Annotated in this window: 19 protein-coding genes; 12 read left to right on the top strand and 7 right to left on the bottom strand. The window is 54.2% G+C overall.

The features are described from left to right. Window positions 1–392 precede the first annotated feature (392 nt). Window positions 393–1,025: a hypothetical protein gene (locus tag ACKPCT_RS11000; RefSeq protein ID WP_319569212.1), complete on the bottom strand. Its 633-nt coding sequence runs from the start codon at window positions 1,023–1,025 to the stop codon at window positions 393–395. A 328-nt stretch (window positions 1,026–1,353) separates the two neighbouring features. Here ACKPCT_RS11000 and ACKPCT_RS11005 point away from each other — a divergent pair, with 328 nt between their 5' ends. The 4 genes from ACKPCT_RS11005 (at window position 1,354) to ACKPCT_RS11020 (ending at window position 4,500) form a co-directional block, all read left to right on the top strand. Further along, window positions 1,354–1,782: a VOC family protein gene (locus ACKPCT_RS11005; protein WP_319569213.1), complete on the top strand. Its 429-nt coding sequence runs from the start codon at window positions 1,354–1,356 to the stop codon at window positions 1,780–1,782. 297 nt (window positions 1,783–2,079) lie between these two features. Further along, entirely contained in the window at window positions 2,080–2,712 is a 633-nt protein-coding gene (locus tag ACKPCT_RS11010; protein ID WP_090070601.1) for a LysE family translocator, read from the top strand. A 226-nt stretch (window positions 2,713–2,938) separates the two neighbouring features. Continuing rightward, window positions 2,939–3,562, top strand: coding sequence for an SCO family protein (locus tag ACKPCT_RS11015; RefSeq protein WP_319569214.1), 624 nt, complete (start codon window positions 2,939–2,941; stop codon window positions 3,560–3,562). A gap of 164 nt (window positions 3,563–3,726) precedes the next feature. Continuing rightward, entirely contained in the window at window positions 3,727–4,500 is a 774-nt protein-coding gene (locus ACKPCT_RS11020) for a TlyA family RNA methyltransferase (RefSeq protein ID WP_407062706.1), read from the top strand. A gap of 41 nt (window positions 4,501–4,541) precedes the next feature. On the opposite strand, the gene ubiA is transcribed toward ACKPCT_RS11020, so the two are convergent. Beyond that, window positions 4,542–5,495, bottom strand: coding sequence for a 4-hydroxybenzoate octaprenyltransferase (gene ubiA / locus ACKPCT_RS11025; RefSeq protein ID WP_319569215.1), 954 nt, complete (start codon window positions 5,493–5,495; stop codon window positions 4,542–4,544). Window positions 5,496–5,987: 492 nt separating this feature from the next. Here ubiA and purD point away from each other — a divergent pair, with 492 nt between their 5' ends. The 5 genes from purD (at window position 5,988) to ACKPCT_RS11050 (ending at window position 10,729) form a co-directional block, all read left to right on the top strand. Then, a complete protein-coding gene (gene purD / locus ACKPCT_RS11030; protein WP_319569216.1) occupies window positions 5,988–7,286 on the top strand; it encodes a phosphoribosylamine--glycine ligase in 1,299 nt (432 codons plus the stop codon). Window positions 7,287–7,532: 246 nt separating this feature from the next. After that, window positions 7,533–8,771 carry a class I SAM-dependent RNA methyltransferase gene (locus ACKPCT_RS11035; RefSeq protein WP_319569217.1) on the top strand — a complete coding sequence of 413 codons (1,239 nt, stop codon included), beginning with the start codon at window positions 7,533–7,535 and terminating at the stop codon, window positions 8,769–8,771. Window positions 8,772–8,987: 216 nt separating this feature from the next. Beyond that, window positions 8,988–9,293, top strand: coding sequence for a hypothetical protein (locus ACKPCT_RS11040; RefSeq protein ID WP_090070611.1), 306 nt, complete (start codon window positions 8,988–8,990; stop codon window positions 9,291–9,293). A gap of 169 nt (window positions 9,294–9,462) precedes the next feature. Next, complete coding sequence (locus tag ACKPCT_RS11045) at window positions 9,463–9,885, top strand: hypothetical protein (RefSeq protein WP_175527970.1); 423 nt, start codon at window positions 9,463–9,465, stop codon at window positions 9,883–9,885. A gap of 364 nt (window positions 9,886–10,249) precedes the next feature. Next, entirely contained in the window at window positions 10,250–10,729 is a 480-nt protein-coding gene (locus ACKPCT_RS11050; protein ID WP_090070615.1) for an SRPBCC domain-containing protein, read from the top strand. A gap of 132 nt (window positions 10,730–10,861) precedes the next feature. Here the strand turns inward: ACKPCT_RS11050 and ald are convergent, their stop codons facing one another. Further along, window positions 10,862–11,980, bottom strand: coding sequence for an alanine dehydrogenase (gene ald / locus ACKPCT_RS11055; RefSeq protein ID WP_319569218.1), 1,119 nt, complete (start codon window positions 11,978–11,980; stop codon window positions 10,862–10,864). 210 nt (window positions 11,981–12,190) lie between these two features. Between ald and ACKPCT_RS11060 the strand changes: the two genes are divergently transcribed. Further along, window positions 12,191–12,658: an Lrp/AsnC family transcriptional regulator gene (locus ACKPCT_RS11060; protein WP_090070616.1), complete on the top strand. Its 468-nt coding sequence runs from the start codon at window positions 12,191–12,193 to the stop codon at window positions 12,656–12,658. Window positions 12,659–12,672: 14 nt separating this feature from the next. Here ACKPCT_RS11060 and ACKPCT_RS11065 read toward each other — a convergent pair whose 3' ends face one another. Beyond that, on the bottom strand, window positions 12,673–14,106 hold the full coding sequence (locus ACKPCT_RS11065) for a HAMP domain-containing sensor histidine kinase (RefSeq protein WP_319569219.1): 1,434 nt from the start codon (window positions 14,104–14,106) through the stop codon (window positions 12,673–12,675). After that, window positions 14,103–14,834 carry a response regulator gene (locus ACKPCT_RS11070; protein ID WP_090070620.1) on the bottom strand — a complete coding sequence of 244 codons (732 nt, stop codon included), beginning with the start codon at window positions 14,832–14,834 and terminating at the stop codon, window positions 14,103–14,105. Before ACKPCT_RS11070 ends, ACKPCT_RS11065 begins: the two co-directional genes overlap by 4 nt. Window positions 14,835–16,010: 1,176 nt before the next feature. Here ACKPCT_RS11070 and ACKPCT_RS11075 point away from each other — a divergent pair. Next, window positions 16,011–16,730 carry a ceramidase domain-containing protein gene (locus ACKPCT_RS11075; RefSeq protein WP_319569220.1) on the top strand — a complete coding sequence of 240 codons (720 nt, stop codon included), beginning with the start codon at window positions 16,011–16,013 and terminating at the stop codon, window positions 16,728–16,730. A 142-nt stretch (window positions 16,731–16,872) separates the two neighbouring features. Here ACKPCT_RS11075 and ACKPCT_RS11080 read toward each other — a convergent pair whose 3' ends face one another. After that, window positions 16,873–17,394, bottom strand: a complete 522-nt coding sequence (locus tag ACKPCT_RS11080; protein WP_175527971.1) for a GNAT family N-acetyltransferase — start codon at window positions 17,392–17,394, stop codon at window positions 16,873–16,875. 827 nt (window positions 17,395–18,221) lie between these two features. Here ACKPCT_RS11080 and ACKPCT_RS11085 point away from each other — a divergent pair. Beyond that, entirely contained in the window at window positions 18,222–19,388 is a 1,167-nt protein-coding gene (locus tag ACKPCT_RS11085; RefSeq protein ID WP_319569221.1) for a PepSY-associated TM helix domain-containing protein, read from the top strand. Between the two features lie 105 nt (window positions 19,389–19,493). On the opposite strand, the gene ribB is transcribed toward ACKPCT_RS11085, so the two are convergent. Further along, window positions 19,494–20,597 (bottom strand): 3,4-dihydroxy-2-butanone-4-phosphate synthase, encoded by a 1,104-nt coding sequence (ribB, locus tag ACKPCT_RS11090; RefSeq protein WP_090070630.1) that lies wholly within the window; start codon window positions 20,595–20,597, stop codon window positions 19,494–19,496. Between the last annotated feature and the right edge of the window lie 41 nt (window positions 20,598–20,638).

A 20,638-nucleotide genomic window follows, 5' to 3' on the forward strand; every position in this document is an offset into this window, starting at 1 on the left:
ACTGTCGAGCGTGGGGGTCTTGGACAATTCCGTCACCTGTTATTCTTTGGCATTCGAGTTGGCTGCTCGCGCCGCTGGTTTTCCTTTTAGGCCAATCAGTCCCAAAAGACCGAAAAAACCGCCGGTTATAATTTCCTTCATTACGCAGTTTACCATATACGACCGGATCGTGGACAGGGATCTATCGAAAGGATGACAAAACAAGCGCTGATGAGGTTTTGTAATGTGAAAGCAATAGCCACATGATGCGGCGTTATTTCCCAATGTCTATAGGGAAATATGCTTGAGAGCAAGAACATGGGACATCGCCAAATGGTCACATTTACAAGAGGTCGGGGCATAGCCTTTCCGGATTGTCCGAACCGGCCTTCCCGAGGCAGATGTCGAGCATTCTAGAAGAAGAAACTTCGCATTCTCTGCCAGAGGCTGCAAGACGGGCCATCCGCCATCCACTGTTCCTTGATGGCACCGATCATCCACATATCGGCCTCATCCAGAGCTCCACGATCTTGCAAGCAAAGCAAATGATCATGGGCGCTTTGCAGAAAACGATCCCTATTCTTGGGGTCCAGTTCGGAAGCACGCCATTTTGCGATTGCAAGATCTCGGTTATAGCTGGCATTTTGTGGATCTTTGGCCACCAACTTTTCACAAATTGCCAAGGCTTCACCATAGGCAACGAGCGCGCCAATCTCATCCCCCAGAGCACGCCTCAAATCACCAAGTTCGATTTGGCAGATGCTGATGTCGTGCTTTGTCTCTTCCTGATGTTTTGTCAGGGTGAGCAATCCTTCGAAATGTTTGAGAATCTCTTCACAATGGGTCAGCGTCGACCACTTGTCGCCGCGCCTTAGATGTCGCTTGCCGATGGTCCTGTGGATTTCAATCAGATCGCGCCTGCGTATCGGACTGTTTGGATTCTCGGCAAAACGACCGCGAGCTTGTGCGAGAACCTGCTCAAGCTCAGTCTCCGTCTTATCGTCTCCTCGCGCATCACTCGCAGAAACGCGTGAATCCCCAGCCATGAAGTCCCCTTTAAATACCGTGTCTTGTAGACACCCCCCGGTCGCAGCCCGTCAATGAAACCGAAAGGATGCTCAAGATAGTAAATATCAAAGAGTGTTACGCTTTTACTACATAAAGGTTGTATTTTCACACAACGCGCTCACCGACACAGGCTTATTAAAATGCGTGGAACCAGAATTTGTATTAAAGCGAACAAATCCGATCCGGCGTTAAGTATTTGTGTAGGCACACTCGCGTCTGCATAAGAGAAAATACGGCTTGACGAAACGGAGCGCTGAGTGCATTCTCAAAAAAGAACATTTCATGAACATATTTTTAGAGACCGGAATGACTAGCGAACCACCCGTCATCATGGCGCATGTATCCGTAGGGACGAATGATTTTCCAAGGGCGCGGGATTTCTACAAGGCGGTTTTGGAAACCGTTGGCGCAAAGGTCATCATGGAAGTTGATGTGCCCGGAGAAGTCAGCGCTATTGCCTTTGGCAAGATGTTTCCCGAATTCTGGGTCCAAACGCCCCATGACAAGCAAAAGGCCGGCGTGGGGAATGGCACCCATTTCGCTTTTCTAGCCACCAGCAAGGAAATGGTTCAGGCCTTCTGGGACAAAGCGCTGGAAATGGGAGCAACACCTGATGGCGCGCCAGGCCCAAGGCCTCATTATGGCGAGGCCTATTATGGCTGTTTCTTGCGTGACCTTGAGGGCAACAAGATCGAAGCCATGTATTGGGGTGCTCACGATCAGTTCGAAACCTGAGCTCGCCTCGGCCGAGCAGTCTCCCGTGGTAGCGTCCTTTGCAAAGGGTGCACCGCAGACAACCTCTGTTGTCTGTTGCTGTCAATCACGGCTTGCTCTAGAAATGATGAGGTGCCCGTGATCTCCTTTGCGCGCACCCTACCAGGATTATTCCGCACCCTTTGGCTTTCAGTATCAGAGGCGGATCGATCCATCGTCTGCTTAAAGGCCATTCTGGCCCGTCTCTACCGTCACCGCTTTTGTCTTCTGCCCTGTGCATCAAGAGCATAAGCATGTGTTTGTTGATTGAGGTCCGCCATGTTTGATCACTTTCCCTTCCTCACCATCATTCTGGCTCTTGCTGCCCTGACCATGGCTCCGGGGATGGACACGGTTCTCGTGCTGCGTAATGCGGCGCGTGGCGGATTTACCGATGGCTTTACCACCAGTTTCGGCATCTGCTCGGGGCTTTTCGTGCATGCGACCATTTCGGCGCTGGGACTCTCGGTGATCCTGCTCCAATCGGCCTATCTGTTTACTCTGCTCAAATTTGCCGGTGCACTCTTTATTGTCTATCTGGCCTTCCAGTCCCTGCTGTCGGCTTGGCGCGGGCATGGGCTTGTGGTGGCGCACGAAGGCGCAAGGCGCGTTTCCCTCATCACCTCTTTTCGTGAGGGCATTCTCTCCAATGTGCTCAACCCGAAGCCTATCCTGTTTTACATGATGTTTCTGCCCCAGTTCATCGATCCCGCCCAGTCTGCCCTGTGGCAATCGCTTTTGGTGGCGGGCATCCATTTTCTGTTGGGGATGATGTGGCAAGGAGGGCTGGCGCTCATGGTGCACAAGGCACGCCGGTTTCTGGCCCGTCCGGCCATTGCACGCACGCTTAACGGGGCCACGGGGCTGCTGCTTCTGGGTTTTGGCATCAAACTGGCGCTCACTCACCGCTAGCGCCAAGCGAATCTGCGCCAGTTTTTGCTCGCTCCCGCCCATTCTTTCGGGCACTTGCCAGCTCAATCGTGAGCTCAAAGCGGTGTCTGATACAGGCCTAAACCTCTCATCCTTAAGCCTCATGTGCAGTTTCGTCCGGTTGACTTCACACCACAGCTGTGAAAACTGAAAGGCCATCACGTTGAAACCATGCGCAGATTCATCCAGCAGCCAAAGGGACCGTTTCATGAAAAAGCTGATACGCACCATTTCTTGGGCCATGAGCCTTGTCATGGCCATCGTATTGGGGATTCTGGTCTTTTCCTGGTATAGCGAAGAAATGCGGGTCCAAAAAACGCAAGAGGGTCAGACCGATGTGCAAATCGGCGGCGACTTTGCGCTCACTGATCATACGGGCAAACCGGTCACCTATGCCGACTTTGCCGACAAACCGCTGGCAATCTATTTTGGCTACACCTTCTGTCCGGATGTCTGCCCCACGACCCTGAGCGAAATGACCCTCTGGGTGGAGGAATTGGGTGGAGACGCCCAAAAGATGAATTTCGTCTTTGTCACCGTTGATCCCGAGCGCGATACGCAGGAGGCCATGGGTGATTATGTGGACGCGTTTTTTGATCAGCTCATTGGCCTCAGAGGGACGCGCGAGCAAACCGATGCTGTTATAAAGGCCTATAAGGTCTATGCCAAAAAGGTGGATGACGGCAGTGGCGACGGCGACTATGTCATGGATCATACCGCCTCTGTGTTCCTGATGAAAAAGGGTGGCGCCTTTTCCGGAACCATTTCCTTTGGCGAAGCACATGACAGCGCGGTCAAAAAGCTGCGTAACCTGATTGCCAGCGCCGAATAGGAATGCAGCCCCCGGTCCTTTGGGCAAACTCTCTTGATTTGACGGCGGCCAATCTCTATTGACTGGGGCGGCTCGGGGCTGCACGCCAGTTGCTTCCTGCGTTTGGCGGCAAATCAATGCTGGCGCTACCGAAGCTCCAGAGCTTTGCTCTTTTGCCCCGCCTAATAAGAGGATCCTCTATCATGGAAAAGCTGCGGCTTGATCAGGCTCTTGTCGAACGGGGCCTTTGCGCCAGTCGGGCGCGGGCACGCGACGCTATCAAGCGTGGCTTTACGCAAGTGGATGGCAAACCAGCCACGAAGGCCAGCCAGATGGTAGGCCCACAGGTAGCGCTCTCCATCAATGATCCGGCGGCTGGCTATGTCTCCCGCGCCGCATTGAAGCTTATCGGCGGGCTTGATCATTTCGGCTTTGATCCGAAGGGACGTGTGGCCGTCGATATTGGAGCATCCACCGGCGGCTTTTGTCAGGTGCTACTGGAGCGCGGCGCCGCAGCGGTTTATGGCATTGACGTCGGGCATGATCAGATGCATCCGAGCCTGTTGGACAATCCCAAGCTTCATTCGCTGGAAGGTGTCAATGCGCGCCATCTGGATCGCACGCACGTACCAGATCCTTTCAGCGCCCTCGTCAGTGATGTCTCCTTTATCTCCTTGCGACTGGCGCTGCCTGCGGCTTTGGAAATGGCCGAGCCGGGAGCCTTCGCCGTGTTGCTGGTCAAGCCCCAGTTCGAGGTGGGAAAAAAGGGCATCGGCAAGGGAGGGCTTGTGAGAGATCCAGCCGAAGGCGAACGCACAGCACAGGATATTGCCCGTTGGCTGTCTGGAGACGAAGACCCCGCCTGTCATGGTTGGCAGATACGCGAATTGATCCCCTCGCCCATTCTTGGCGGCGATGGCAACAAGGAATATCTACTCGGCGCGTTTAAAGACGGCTAAACGCCGGAGCCCTGCCCCAGCAAAGATGAGAGAGCCGAAGGCTAGAGCCAGATGCTGACCAACAATCCGGCAAAGATGATCCAGCCGATTTGCGTGTTGGAACGGAACAGCGCGAGGCACTGGCCGCCATTGTCAATATCCAGCTTCCAGATCTGCCAGCCCATATGCAGACCAGCAACCGCCAGTCCGACAAAGGCAGGCCAGGAAACGCCGGATACGGCAAAGCAGGCCGCCATGCAGACAACCATCACAGCATAGAAAAGCGAAAGCCAGGCGCGGGTATTTTCAGCAAAGAGCAGCGCGGTGGATTTCACGCCAATCATGACATCGTCTTCTTTATCCTGATGGGCATAGATGGTGTCATAGCCGATGGTCCAGACAATGGCGCCCAGATACATCAATACCGGCGCCAGCGCCAACTGCCCCGTAATGGATGTCCAGCCCACCAAAGCGCCCCATGAAAAGGCCAGCCCGAGCACGAGCTGCGGCCAATGGGTGATGCGCTTCATGAAAGGATAGATGGCCACGACGCTCAGCGACGCAAATCCAAGCCAGATGGTGTAGCTGTTAAATTGCAGAAGAACGAACAGGCCAATCAGCAACTGGGCTGCGAGCCACACCCCGGCAAAGCGGCGGGAAACCTGATGGCTTGGCAGCGGGCGCGAGCGTGTACGCTCCACCTTCTCGTCAATATCCTGATCGACAATATCGTTATAGGTGCAGCCGGCGCCGCGCATGGCAACAGCGCCCAGCCAGAAGGAAAATCCATACCAGAGGATATGCTCGATCGACGGCAATGTGCCAGATTGTGCCGTGGAAACGGCAAGCGTCAGCGACCACAGACAGGGCCAAAGCAACAGCCACCAGCCGATGGGACGTTCAAGACGGGACAGACGCGCATAGGGACGAAACCACGCGGGCAACAAAGTGTCTGCCCAGTGGCCACGCACTGCATCTGCAACGCGTCCCTCACCCAGTGTCGCCTGATCCTTCATAAATATGTCCTTGGTCGTTGATTGTGAGCCGAAAAGGAGAACCCTTATTCACGTAAGAGCATTGCCCCATGCTCCTGTCTGCGTCAACCACTCAAATTGTATTGTGGTGTTCTGGCACAGCATCATTTTGTATTATATAAACTAAATGGGCGCAGCCTTTGTGCTTAGCTTACGTCTTTACGGTCATTTTGTTAGGTTGGATCGCCCGATAATTGCCTTTTCTTGCGTTGTCCTCCCTACATACCGTTGCGTTCCTTTTTCGAGCTTTTTTATTGCGCTTCAAATTGATTAGAAGCGCCCAGAAACGGACAAATCAACCGTCCCTGATGCCTTTTCAGCATTTGTGCATGGCTTTTAGGGCAACAATTGGCCCTGAGGCTGCTTGTGGGCTTGATTTTGTGGCGGCTGAAGGGTAGCAGACGATCACCTGTCTCATTCTTTGTTTTTCGAGCCGCACAAGCGGTTCCCTGTCTCTATCAAAAGGTGGCCCTGATGACTGATCGCCTCAACGTTCTTCTCATCGGCTCTGGCGGACGCGAACATGCCCTTGCCTATGGCCTTAAGAAATCCCCCCGTCTTGGCGCACTGTATGTGGCTCCGGGCAATGCAGGCCTGCTGGAGCTAGCAGAAAAAACCGACATTCAAGAGAGCGACCATGATGCGGTTATCGCCTTTTGCAAGGCCAACGCTATCGACTTCGTGATTGTCGGCCCGGAAGCGCCGCTGGTTGACGGTCTTGTCGACAGCCTCAGCGCGGCAGGCATCCTGACATTCGGTCCTTCCAAGGAAGCTTCCCAGCTGGAAGGCTCCAAAGGCTACACCAAGGATCTGTGCGCCGAGTTTGACATCCCGACCGCGGCCTATGCGCGCTTTGTTGATTGCGCCGCTGCCCTTGCCTATCTCAAAGACCATCCAGCCCCGATCGTCATCAAGGCAGACGGGCTCGCCGCAGGCAAAGGCGTCACCGTTGCCATGAGCGATGCCGAAGCCGAAGCGGCTGTCAAGGAATGCTTCGACGGAGCATTTGGCGAAGCCGGTGCTGAAGTGGTCATCGAAGCCTTCTTGCAGGGCGAGGAAGCCAGCCTGTTTGCCCTTTGCGATGGCAAGACCGCGCTGCATCTGGCCTCTGCACAAGATCATAAACCCGTTGGCGAAGGCGACACCGGCCCGAATACAGGCGGCATGGGGGCTTATAGCCCGGCTCCCGTGATGACCGATGCCTTGACCGAAGAGGTCATGGAAAAGATCGTCCGCCCGACCATCAATGGCATGGCCAGCCGCGGCGCACCCTTCACAGGCATTCTTTTTGTTGGCCTGATGATCACTGACAATGGCCCTGAGCTGATCGAATATAACGTGCGCTTTGGCGACCCGGAATGTCAGACCCTGATGATGCGCCTTGAAAGCGACCTGCTTGAATTGCTGCTTGCCGCAGCCAAGGGCGAGCTGGAAGGCGTTTCGGCTGATTGGTCAGATGATGTGGTGATGAATGTGGTGCTGGCCTCCAAGGGGTACCCCGGCTCCTATGAGAAAGGCACTGAAATAGCGGATCTCTCAGCAGCCGAAGCGCTGGAGGGCGTCACCATTTTCCACGCTGGCACGGCTGAAAAAGACGGCAAGCTGGTGGCCACCGGTGGCCGTGTGCTCAATGTCTGCGCGCGTGGTCGTTCGGTCACAGAAGCTCAACGTCTTGCCTATCAGGCCGTGGATGCGGTGCGTTGGGACAATGGCTTCTGCCGCCGCGATATCGGCTGGCGGGCCGTTGCGCGCGAGAAGGATACCGCTCAATAAAAGAACCGGATAGAGGGCCATCGCCCCGATCTATCCGGCATGCACAAACAAAAAGCCCGCAGTGAGACACTCACGGCGGGTTTTGCTATTGCGCAAGACGCGGGGTGGTATATTCGCCCGGCAATAGAAAAGGCCCTACGACAAAGCCGGACGAATCCGGTAGGCTCTGATTGAACTATGCGCTTTGAAGCCCGGCCAGTTGGCCTAGGCCATAAAGCACGGCAGCACTGAAGGACCAGACATACAGTGACAGACCCTGTTGAAATCACGATTGACGAGCTTGGCGCAAAGGGCGACGGGATCGCCTACTATGGCGGAGGCAGTTTATATGTTCCCTTCGCTCTGGAAGGGGAGCGCGTGCGCGTCACCCCCATGGGAGAGCGCGGCGAACTCGAAGGCATCGTCACGCCGTCCCCAAGCAGGGTCGAGCCGATCTGTCCGCTGTTCCAAACCTGTGGCGGCTGCACCATGCAGCATATGGCGCCAGAGGCTTATGGCGCATGGAAGCAGGATCTTGTGAGGGATGCTCTCGCCTCTCGCGGCTTTGAAGATCTTGCGATCAATCCGCTGGTTGCCACCAAGCCGGGCGAACGCCGCAGAGCCGTTTTGACCGCCCGCCTCATCGGTCGCCGTCTGCTGTTTGGTTATCATGAAGCCCGCTCGACACGGGTGGTCGATGTGGACCATTGCCCGCTGCTTGTGCCTGCTCTCAATGCGCTGTTGCCAAAGCTGGCTGACTATCTGCCCCTTTTCGTGACCAAGAAGAAAGAGGCCCGCATCACCCTACTGGCAACCCATTCGGGCGTTGATCTCAGTTTGGATGACGTCAAGGACATGCGGGGTGGTCAGGACTATCTCAAAGCCGTTGAAATGGCCGAAGATCTGGATCTTGCGCGCCTTTCAGCCAATGGCGAGACGCTGCTCGAGCGCCGCCCGCCGCTATTGCGCATGGGCGCAGCACAGGTCAGCCCGCCTGCCGGGGCCTTTGTACAGGCGGAGGAAAGCGCCGAACGCGCCATGGCCAAGATGATTCTGGAAAGCGTGGGCGACGCCAAGCGTGTGATCGATCTTTTCTGTGGCTCGGGCACCTTCGCCCTCAGACTGGCCAAAAAAGCACAGGTCTGGGCACTGGAAGGCGAGGATGCGGCGCTCAAATCTCTTGAACGTGCATGGCGCTTTGGCGACAAGCTCAAGGGCATCAAGATGGAACGCCGCGATCTGTTCCGTCGCCCGTTGCTGGCCGCAGAAATGAAGAAATTCGACGCCCTCGTGTTTGATCCGCCGCGCGCTGGAGCCAAGGCTCAATGCGAGGAGATCGCCAAATCCCAGTTACCGGTCGTTGTTGCCGTATCCTGCAATCCGGGCACGCTGGCCCGCGACCTGCGCATTCTGGTGGATGGCGGCTACACAATCGCTTCGATCACACCGGTGGATCAGTTTTTATATTCGCCGCATGTGGAATGCGTCGTTACACTCACCCGCTAGCAATTGCAGAAAGGGCTGCCTCGGGCAGCTCTCTTTTGCGCGCTCCGGGCGCGCCTTTCCATAATGAAAGGAGCGTGACGGCAAGTTTCTTTGCTTCTGTATAATTTCGGCTTTTGGTAACAATCGACTTGATCTTGCCATTATGCTGACTAGATATTGCATGACTTAGATCGTTATGGGTGTAAACCCCGATTGCCTTTGAGAGGTCGCCACCAGATGGTCCATATAAAGCGATGGGTGATTATCACCTTCGCTATCTTGCTGTTTCTTGTGGGGCTGGGGTCTGTCTGGACGCCCATTCCCATCGGGGCAATTCTTATGACCTTCGCAACCTTCCTGCTGATCGCCTACAGCCGGAGAGGACGCGCCCTTGTACGTGGTGCCCGCCGACGCTTTGCCCTGATTGATCGCCAGATGCGCTGGTTCGAGGGCAAGAGCAAGGCCAAGATGGTGCGTGTTCTGAAAACCACTCAGCCGCTGGAATCCCGCCTGCGCTATGGCATTAAAAAGCTCGATCTTTAGCGCCCATGACGGCCCTGTTTGTCTTCACGCTGTCATACATGCAGCCTAATGGAAGAAAATGGAGAGCCATAACAGGCTTCTATCTCTTTATTCTCTATTCTTGTTCAGTCGGATTGATGGACTTGGCTTGCAATTCAGGCACGCTGCCGTCTGGTAGGAGTGAAAGACGGTGATCTCGAATCTCAGGCAATGGGCGATCATTGGCTTCGCCTTCTTCTGCTTGCTCGTGGGGCTGGCAACCATATGGCTTCCCATTCCAACCGGCGTGCCACTGCTGGCGCTCGGGGCCTTTCTCCTAATCGCCAATAGCCGCGTCGGGCGCAATGCTGTGCGCCGCCTGCGTAAACATGTCGATTGGCTTGATCACGCGCTTGTATGGTTGGAGGAAAGAGCGGGCCGCCCTTTTGATCGGGTTTTGAAAACGACGCGTCCTTTGATGACACGCCATCGCCGCAAACGCGAAGTCGAAGCCGGCTTGTCTCGCAGCACAGCTGGAACAGATCCCGCCCTCACCTCAACGACCTCCCCCTCTACTCCTGCCGGAGAAGAGAAGCGAACACAGGAAAGCACTGCCAAACAGCCTTGTGGGTAAAGTCTGCTCTGTAAGGATACACCGCCCACTTGCCAATTTTACCATGCTTGGCGTGCGTCTTTCTCGGCGCTGATTTGGGTCGCTATCAGCGCATAAAATCTGGTGCCGGGCAGCGAGCAGGCGATACGTCCAGTTTTATGGCAGAAAAACACCTATTTAAAACAAACGGTTGTGTTTCTTGCTTTTTGGTATCCTACCAAGGACGCCTTGTGCGCCATGAGCGTGATCTCTATCCTGATTGGTGAGTTTTGTAAGAAGGCCATTCAAGTAAAAAGTAACGGGAAAACGATTTGTCGTTTCCTCAACCTTTGAACCATCGCCGTTGGTCAGCGGAGGCGCCGAGCGGTATTGTCAGGATTGTGCCATGCTCAAACCGATCGTCAAAGTGATTGAAGTCCCTTGCGACGCGCTCGCTGCCTACCAGCTCTTTTCCATGGGCATGGGGAGCTGGTGGCCTCTGGAGACGCGCTCGATTTCAATCCATAGCACCGGCATGCCTGCCAAGGCGCTCGAAACCGATCCGGTAGCAGGGGGCGCGATCATTGAAATCGCCTCGGATGATACGCGCCATGTCTGGGGCTGTTTTGCCGACTGTGATCAGCCCAACTCGCTTGCGATCAATTTTCATATGGGCCAACCGCTAGATCATGCGACCTATCTCACAGTGAGCTTTCTGCAAATGAATGCCCACCGCACACTGGTCAAGCTGGTGCATGGCGGATGGGATAGCTATGGCGCCATCGCAGCCATGATGCGGGATGGATATGATACAGGCTGGAACGAAATCTTCTGCTTCCACTATGCCCGTTCCTGTGAAAAGCCACGCTTTTTGCGCCGCGCCTGATCGCGCGCAAAACACACCCTTGCCTCTGAAAGCAAAAACGCCCGATCGCATATGCGAACGGGCGTTTTCACATCATTCCGGGCTCTGTCGTGCATCAGGAAGTGCCGGCCCTGATGCAAACCAGACAGATCATCAGAGCCCCAGAATGCTTTCAGGAGACGTATAGTCATAGCCAAGCGCTTTGGCGACGGCTTCATAAGTTACCTTGCCGTCATGCACATTGAGGCCGGTGCGCAGATATGGGTCGTCCTTGCAAGCCTGCTCCCAGCCCTTGTTGGCCAGAGCCAGTGCAAATGGCAGGGTCGCATTGTTGAGTGCGAAGGTGGACGTGCGGGCGACACAGCCGGGCATGTTGGCCACACAGTAATGCACGACACCATCGACCACATAGGTCGGGTCAGAGTGCGTGGTAGCCTTGGAGGTCTCAAAGCAGCCGCCCTGATCGATGGCCACGTCCACAACCGCAGAACCGGGGCGCATGGATTTGATCATCTCTGCGGTAACCAGTTTCGGCGTTTCAGCGCCCGGGATCAGCACGGTACCGATCACAAGGTCGGCCTGCTCCACAACGCGGGCGATGTTGCCCTTGTTGGAATAAACGGTCTTGATGGCCGTGCCAAAGCGGTCAACAGCTGCGCGCAGCGCATCGGTGTTGCGATCAACCATGGTGACGCTTGCGCCCATACCCAGAGCAACGCGGGCAGCGTTTGTGCCGGAAACGCCAGCACCGATGATGACGACTTCGGCCGGATCAACCCCCGGTACGCCACCGAGCAGAACACCCATGCCGCCGCCATTGTTTTCCAGCGCCTGAGCACCAACCTGCGGAGCCAGACGACCAGCCACTTCAGACATCGGGAAGAGAAGCGGCAGAGCACCGGTTTTCGAGGTTACGGTTTCATAAGCGATGCAGGTTGCGCCTGATTTGACCAGATCTTCGGTCTGGGCTGCATCGGGAGCCAGATGCAGGTAGGTGAAGAGAAGCTGGCCGGAGCGCAGCTGCGCGCGTTCAACGGCAAGAGGCTCTTTCACTTTAACGACCATTTCGGCCGTTGCAAAAATCTCGTCGGCAGTGGCGATGATCTTTGCGCCTGCGGCAACATAGTCTTCGTCTGCGCAACCGATACCGGCACCGGCATTGGTTTCGATCATGACTTCATGGCCAGCGGCGACCAGTTCGAGCACTGAGGAAGGCACCAGACCGACGCGGTCTTCGTGGTCCTTGATCTCTTTGGGACATCCGATAAGCATTGTTGAGTTCTCCATGGTGATTGCTGCCATTACGCCTTTTTGTCGATCAGGTCTCCCGGGTGTACCGGAGCCCCTCTCGCGGGCGCTTATGCATTTCGAATAACTTTTCAATGATGGCGTAAAATAAACGCAATGTGCGGCGAAATAAGGCTGTTTCCGCTGTCAATTTTCGCATATAATTGCGCGAAATCATCAAAAGATCGAATTTTCATGAGCCTCGAAAAACTAGATAAAAGAGACCGCCAGATTCTCAATCTCTTGCAGGACAATGGGCGGCTAAGCAACGCAGAGTTGGCCGAGCGGGTCAATCTCTCGCCATCGGCCTGCCTGCGCCGGGTCAAGCAATTGGAAGACAGCGGGCTTGTGGCGGGCTATCACATGCATCTGGACATGAAGGCTTGCGGCATGTCCGGAGCGGCCTTCGTGTTTGTGACACTGGATGGACAGGGGCGCGATTCGCTGGCCCGGTTCGAAAGGGCCATTAAGGATATCAACGAGATTCAGGACTGCTATCTGCTGGCAGGACAATATGACTATCTGCTGCGCGTCATCTATCGCAATGCCGCCGATCTGGAACGCATCCATCATGACATCCTGACCAACCTGCCCGGCGTTGTACGGGTCAATTCGACCCTCACCTTGCGCGCGGTCAAGCATACAGGCAAGCTGACGGTCTGAGCATCCGACTTTGACTAGCTGGCGATCGGGAAGCGGACGATGACCGTCAATCCACCGCCGACCGTATCGGTCAGCTCCAGTGTAGCTTGATGCATTTGGGCTACCTTGCGGGCAATCGCCAAGCCGAGTCCGAAGCCGGACTTGTCATTCATTGTTCTCGCCTTGTCACCCCGTTCAAACGGTTCCAGCAAGTGGAGCTTGTCTTCCTGAGCGATGCCGGGTCCGTGATCTATGACCCTGAGGCAGGCGACGTCGCCCTTCTCGCTCTCTTCCCGGCTCAATGACACCTCGCAGCTGCCTGCATATTTAATGGCATTGTCGATCAAGTTATCAACCATGCGCATCAGGTCGTTGGGGCGGGCCAAAATCGTCATATTGGCATATCCCACCAGTGCCACCGACTCACCGGCATCATCCCATTCGCAAACCAGACTATCCACCAGACTGCTCAATTCCAGCCGGACCGGATCATCATCAATCTCACCTTTGCTGAAATAGGTCATCAGGCGCTTGAGCAAGCCGTCCATCATGTTAAGATCGCGCAGGAAAGCGGTCTTCACCTCCTCCGGCTCTACGGTATCAGCTCGCAGGCGCAAGCGCGTAACAGGCGTGCGGAGATCATGCCCGACAGCCGCCAGCATGCGGGTGCGGTCATCAATGAGCTGATGAATACGGTCCTGCATCTTGTTCAGGGCCAGCGCGGCGACACGCAATTCGGTTGGCCCGGCGACATCCACTTTTTGCGGCGTGGCATTTTCCTTGGCAATGTTATTGGTTGCCTGAGCGAGACGGCGTAAGGGCCGGATCAGGAAGATAATCGCCCAAAGCAACAACAGCGACATGCAGACGATCGTAAAGACCAGAATGCTCTCTACCTGACGGTTGGGGGGTGTTCTGACCTGGATATGAATGCTGGCGCTAATAACCTTCTGGTCCACCATGCGGGAATAGATGGTTACATGAACCATGTTGCTCCCTTCGGCAGACAATGTACGCGCCAGAGGAATGCTTATCTTTTGAGGATTGGCAAGACTGTCAAAGAAAGGATCCCTTTGTGGCTCCCGCGGTCGGGCTACATCCCCTGAGCGGGACTGATTGTCGGACGCTTCATGTGTCTGGTCTTTGAGCGCCAGGTTACGCGACACCCATGTTAGGCCTTCCAGACGAGGGTCTTTTCCGTCGAGGAGTTGATAGTCCACACCGGGATGCAGCGCCTGCAATTTTTCCAAGAAGGTGCTCGCCTGCGCCTCAGGCAATTGCGCGAGCGTCTCGGCTATGCCGATCTGGCGCTCGGTGAAGAGCATAACGGGGGGAGCGAGCGGCGCATCACGCGCCGCACGGACAGATATATAGATGCCGGTCAGAAAAAGGGCCGTTGCCAGAAGAAGCAGCACGAGCAGCTGTCCGGCAATGGAGTTCAGAAATGCAAACCAGCGGAGTTGTTTCATGCAGGCTCGCGCTGTTCCTGAACTTCGGCAATGAATTCATAGCCGCCCGAACGCACGGTATGGATCAGCTTTTGTCCATCTTCTCCGCTTTCGAGCTTACGCCGCAAACGCGAAACAAGAATATCAATGCTGCGTTCGGTAGCCCCCGTATTAGGGCCCTGCGTCAGCTCGATCAACTGCTCGCGAGTCAAGGTCAACCCGGGGCGCTCACAGAAGACACGCAACAGATCAAATTCAGCCGGTGTGAGGTGAGTCTGCACACCATTATAGTCCATAAGCTCGCGCTTTCTAACATCAAGCTGCCATTTGCCGCCGAAATACAGGATTGGCGCCTGCATGCGGCTGTCTTTGATCGACATGCGGCTGCGGCGCAACATCGCCTTGATTCTGGCTTCCAGCTCTCGTGGATTGAAGGGCTTGGACATATAGTCATCTGCGCCCAGTTCCAACCCGACAACCCGATCAATATCCTCCCCCTTGGCAGAAAGAATCAGAATGGGAACCGTAGAAATGGAGCGCACGCGGGCACAAATGCTCAGTCCGTCTTCCCCCGGCAGCATGACATCAAGAAGGATCAGATCGACAAAGCTGCGAGCCATTATGGCGTCCGCTTCGCGTCCATTGGAGGCCAGTGAAGCTGTCCAGCCGTTGCGCTGCAAAAGAGCCGCAAGCAGCGACTGGATTTCGGTGTCATCTTCGATAACAAGGATATGCGTATTGTTCTGCATGGCGTTTCTTCTGGTTTAAGGAGCCTTATAGTTGGCTGCATATCGGCGAAAAATCAAAGCAACCTTCATTTTTTGCGCAGATTTTCGCCGTCTTTTGTTTCTGATGTTTTCTATATCAGGATTTGAAACGCCAAGACATTGTCAGAAATATAGAGGTCTCGCGCAGCTTCCAATTTTTACAACCATAAGGGGCTGAAACAAAGGCAAAAAACTTCTGTAGAAATTTTTCAGGCGAGAGAAGAACGGGAAGGATAAACTGTTCAAGGAAGTCGTCAAATGGCGCATGGTCAAGTGCGGCGTCGAGATGCCCATACACCAACTCGATTACCATCCGCTCACCCGGCACATCCGGGCAGAAGATTACATCGGTGCTAGGCCAGACGATCTTTCACGCTGAGTACAAGTTTAAAAAGATGTTTGGACAATATGCTGATAGCCGTCAGAAAAAGCATCTTGCGCATTATAATCACCTCATTGTCAGAGCTTACACTCCGATAACGCCCGTACGGAAGAATGGTTCCATTGGCAAGAAAACATTTTCAGCAATAATAAATTCTATATAGGAAAGAAATCTATCGCTTCAATAGCCTCTCGATATGGAGCCCCCTTCTTTGGCAGTTCTACCCTATCTTGCAATCTCGGTGATAGAGCCGTTTCAAAATCCTGTTACAGTTGCCGTCTAGCAGACAAAATCTTCCAAAATATGGCGCACTATGCCTGCACCCAACCAAATTGTATCAAACTGTAACCCGCCAAGGCTTTCTGCGTTGTTCTCCTGTTTCGCGCTATACGCGCAGTGCCTCTGGGCAGAAGGACAAGCCCCCCCTAAGATGACTTGATGCGTGCGGGCTGCAAAGCGAGAATCCTCCAGCAGTAGTTTACAGAAGCAACCAGTTTTGATACCCGATTTTGCCTCATCTCAGCATCTGAAGAGTAAAGCGATTTCATAAAGTTTTTTTGATTTATTTAATTTCGGCGAGAACAGGAAAAGAACAAAGTTCAAACAAATGAATCACTTTCAGAACACCGCAAAAAATAAAAGAACATAAAAAGAACATATATAAGTAAATCCTTTTGAATTTTCTGTCATTTTTGGTAAACCGGATTCACTTAATGTTTCATTAAATATTTTCTGACAATCGCCTCTTGAGAGCATCAAAAACAACAGGATACTCCATGTCGACACAAACGCTGATGACGTCGATTGACATTTATTGCGAGCGAACGGATGCCGGATATTGGTCAGAACCAATCAATGCGCTAACCAACCTGTCATTCATACTTGCTGCCCTTTGGGGATATTGGACCTACCACAGATTGCACAAGAAAAATGGAGAAACAAAAGGGGATATCTTGATCCTTATTACCATCTTCATGGCAGGCCTTATCGGCGTGGGCTCTTTCCTGTTTCACACCCATGCGCAAGTTTGGTCTTCTTTTGCCGATGTCATCCCGATCTGGACCTTCGTTGCCTATTATCTGTTTCTTGCGATCTACCGTATCGTGGGAACCTCTCTTACCCGCGCATTCCGGATCTATGGCATCACCCTTATCTGCATCATCGCCGTTCTTTTCGCTTTCTCGCGGTTTCTGTTGGCAAGCAATGCAACGGACGCCGGTGGTGACGGGCTAAATGGTTCGAGCCAGTATCTGCCGGGCATCATCGCGCTTTATGGCTTCGCGCTGGTCTTGCAACTGCGCAAACATGCCGCAAGAGGATGGATCCTGGCAGCTGCTATCGTGTTCACCATCTCGATTTTCTTCCGCACAATCGACATGCGCGTTTGCAGCGCTTTTCCTCTCGGCACGCATTTTCTCTGGCACACGCTCAACGGCCTCTTCATAGCTTTGCTGCTTCAGACGCTAGTACGCTTTGGCCGCAAGAGTGCGCGCTGAAGATCACACGAAAGGACTAATGGAGGAAAGGTAGGAACAGGGCAGCACAGGATCACTCCGCCCTGTCTTTGCCACCCAAGAGTGCCTTGGGCCAAAGGTCGCCCTCCCTCGTGCACCAGAATAGCATAGGCCCCAATAGGCACTACAAGGCATGAACCATCTGTATGCGCAGGGGCTGAAAACCCTGCGACTCATAAAAGCGCTTGGCCCCCTCGTTGAAGGCATAGACGTTAAGTAGCATTTCACTGGCCCCGTTCTCTTTTGCCCATTCCTCCGAAGCAGCAAGAAGGGCACGCGCAACACCCCGCCGACGACAGGTTTCATCCACTACAAGATTATCAATCTCAAACATCACCCGAACCGGAAAGACAGGTCCGGGTGGGCAGGTTTTCAGCGTCACGAGGCTGAGACCGATCAGCGAACCGCGTTCCCCTTCGATCGTCGGGCATTGTTCAGCCACCAGCAGAGCGCGATCTGCACAATGGATCAACTCGGCGATATAGGCTTTGCTGCGTGGCGCATCCTTTGGCGTGCCGGGAAAGCGCTTGGGGTCCTGTCCCTGGTGGTAACCATCAAGCAGATGCCATAGCGGGCCCATGGCGTCAAAATCGCCAAGACTTGCCTGCCTTATAGTGAAAGTGGGGATTTTTGATAGATGGGTCATGTCTTGTCTCCTGTGCCCCATTTTGCGGGGCCTATAGCCTTCAAAGCGGGAGCGGAGATCAGACATCAGAAACAAGAAGACCACCGAACCCGGTGGTCTGTCTTAAGCACGCAAAAGCCAACCACCCATCTACAAGGATGGGTACCAATAGGATACGGCAGCAATGGTTGGTTTCATTATCATGAAGCGAAAGATAGGGCCAAGCCACAGGTTGGTCAAGCAGCAAATTTTATTGGAGCTGACATGGCTCATAAAAGGGCTGGGCGAGATTGGATAAAAACAGGAAAAAGGGGGCGCATCTGTTGGGCGGTTGGACCAAACAGGGAAATAGGTTAGGCCGCGCTCGCTGTGGCGACGTTCACCCTTTTCTCAAAATAGCCTTTAAAGCCTGATCAGAGCACTGTAAGCCAAAACAAGGAATAGGCGACCAGTCCCAAACTCAGCATCGCGGCATATTTGGCGACATCAATGGAAGCGCTTTTTTCAACTGCTTTTCTTGCCATTTTTTCCACCTGTTCCTAGGGAATTTTCTCAAGTGTAAGAAGCAAAAGTGAATCAGATATGAACGTTTGCTTTTCTTATATTTAGGAACCTTGCAGCAAAGTTCAAATGGTTCCAAAGAATAATTATGACTATTTGTGGCGTTTATTCCCCATCCCTTACGACAAAAGCCAGCTGCAAACGACGAGTTTGTATCTGAATGTAACCAGAAGCTGCTCTGAGACACTTTAAGACACTAATAGGAATTGCTGAGATTTTTCCAGCAACCGTCTGGGATATGCTTAGCCCATATATCGAGCTATGACCTCTTGAGCGGAGACGCTGACATGTCTTTCAGACGAATTATTTTCTGGGCTCACCTGATTGTGGGTGTCGCCACGGGCCTCGTCATTTTTGCACTGGCTCTGACGGGCGTATTATTGACCTATGAAATGCAGATAAAGGCAGCCTTCGATCCGAGCGTTGAACCTGCGGCTGGCCAGACGCAGGTTTTGTCGGCAGATGAAATCCTGCAAATTGCCAAACCCGCCTTCCCCGGCCAAACCGCTACGCTGAATTTCTACAGCGATACAAGCAAGCCTGTCTCCGTTTCTGCCGGGCGGCACGACTCCAAGCTGATCAACCAGTATGACGGCAGCTTCATCGAAAGCGAGAGCAACCCCACCGAGGGCTTCTTCGGTTTCATGGAAAATATCCATCGCAATCTGGCCATGGGCTTCAATTCCGTGGGCGGCGATATCGTCAAGATCAGCAATGTGGCCTTCCTGTTCATCATCCTTTCAGGGGCCTATCTGTGGCTGCCGCGCAAATGGAAATGGCCGTTCCTCAAACAGAAGATATTCTTCCAGAAAATGCCGACATCCAAGGCGCGCGATTTCAACTGGCACCATGTCTTTTCCTTCTGGGTGATCATTCCTCTTGTGGCTGTGGTCGGGTCTGGTGCCGTGCTGTCCTATCAGTGGGCCAGCAACGCAGTGTTTGCCGTCGCCGGATTGGAAGCGCCGCAAGGACGCGGCCAAGGCAAAGGCATGTGGGCGAAATCTTCTGGTGGTGGCGCCTCTGAGTTGCCTGTTGAGCAGCTTGTTTCCTTCCAGTCCATTCTGGACAAGGCCAAAGGCGTGGAAAGCGGCTGGAACAGCATTTCTATCATAGTGCCGAGCTCTGACAAGGCTAAGACCGTGGATGTTCTGATCGATACGGGCAATGGCAAACAGGCACAGACCCAACAGACCATTACCTATGACAGGGAAACGGGCGATGTCGCCGCCGTCAAGGGCCCTGATGAGATGGCCACGCCAACGCAAGCTCTGCGCCGCTATATCCGTTTTCTGCATACAGGCGAAGTCTATGGCGTTATCGGGCAGACCCTTGCGGGTATCGCGTCTCTGGCCTGCCTGTTTCTCGTATGGACCGGGTTTGCGCTGGCCTGGCGCCGTCTCATTTCGCCTCTGTTCCGCCCCAAAGCCACCCCGACCATGAGAGCGCACAGTTAAGCGGGATCAACTGCACAAGCGGTTGGGCAAGCGAAACCCGCAGGGCTTATCAAAGCGCTGCGGGTTTTTCATTTGTCTTGATGTGTTTTTCTGACGCAAGAGCGATCAGATGATGTCCGTGCCGCTGATTTCCAGACCGAAGCCGTCAAGGCCCACATAATGGCGCTCACGCGAAGAAAGCAGGCGAATGGAAGAGATACCCAGATCCTTCAGGATTTGCGCGCCAAGGCCAATGTCGCGCCAGTCATTGTCGCGGCCCTTGGCGCTGGAATGTTCCTCGTTCTGGGCAAGTTCCAAGCCATCACGCGGACGCATGGAGCCGGTAGCCACACAAGGGGAGCCATCACGCAGATAAACAAGCACACCACGATCGGCTGCGAATTTCTCGGAAATCTTGTCCAGCGTGCCGGAGGTTCCGAAAATATCGGCCAGAACATTCTCCTGATGGATACGCACAGGAATATCCTTGCCATCGCGGATATCGCCGAAGATCAAAGCCACATGTTCCATATCGTCGAACTTGGCCTTGAAGGTCACGGCGCGGGCCGGACCATGGCGGGTGTCGATCGGGAAATCCTCGATTTGTTCGACCAGGCGCTCGATGCGCTGGCGGTAGGCGATGAGGTCAGCCACGGACACGTGGGTAATGCCATGCTCCTCAGCGAAGGTGATAATGTCCGGGCCCTTTTTGACCGTACCATCATCATTGACCAGCTCGGAGATGACACCAACCGGTGGCAAACCGGCCAGATTACACAGATCCACCGCAGCCTCGGTATGGCCTGAGCGCACCAGCACGCCGCCCTCTTTGGCGATCAGCGGGAAAATATGGCCCGGACGCACGAAGTCACTTGATACGGCATTGCCATTAGCCAGGCCATGCACCGTGATGCAGCGTTCTTCGGCGGAAATGCCGGTGGTGGTGCCGTGCTTATAATCGACAGAAACCGTAAAGGCCGTAGAGAGTGGCGCATCATTGTGAGCCACCATCGGGTTGAGGTTCAGCCGGCGTGCGCTCTCCCCTGTCATGGGCGCGCAGACAATGCCGGAGCTGTGTCGAATGATGAAGCCCATTTGCTCGGGTGTGATCTTGGTCGCGGCAACAATCAGATCGCCTTCATTTTCACGATCATCATCGTCGGTTACAACGACCATTTCGCCATTTTCAAATGCGCGGATGGCTTTGGCTACCCGTTCCATATCGGCCATGTCGTTTCTATCCTCATTCTTGTTATGCGTGTTCGGTGCTG

The organism is Cohaesibacter marisflavi, from assembly GCF_963665895.2.
Lineage (GTDB): Bacteria > Pseudomonadota > Alphaproteobacteria > Rhizobiales > Cohaesibacteraceae > Cohaesibacter > Cohaesibacter marisflavi.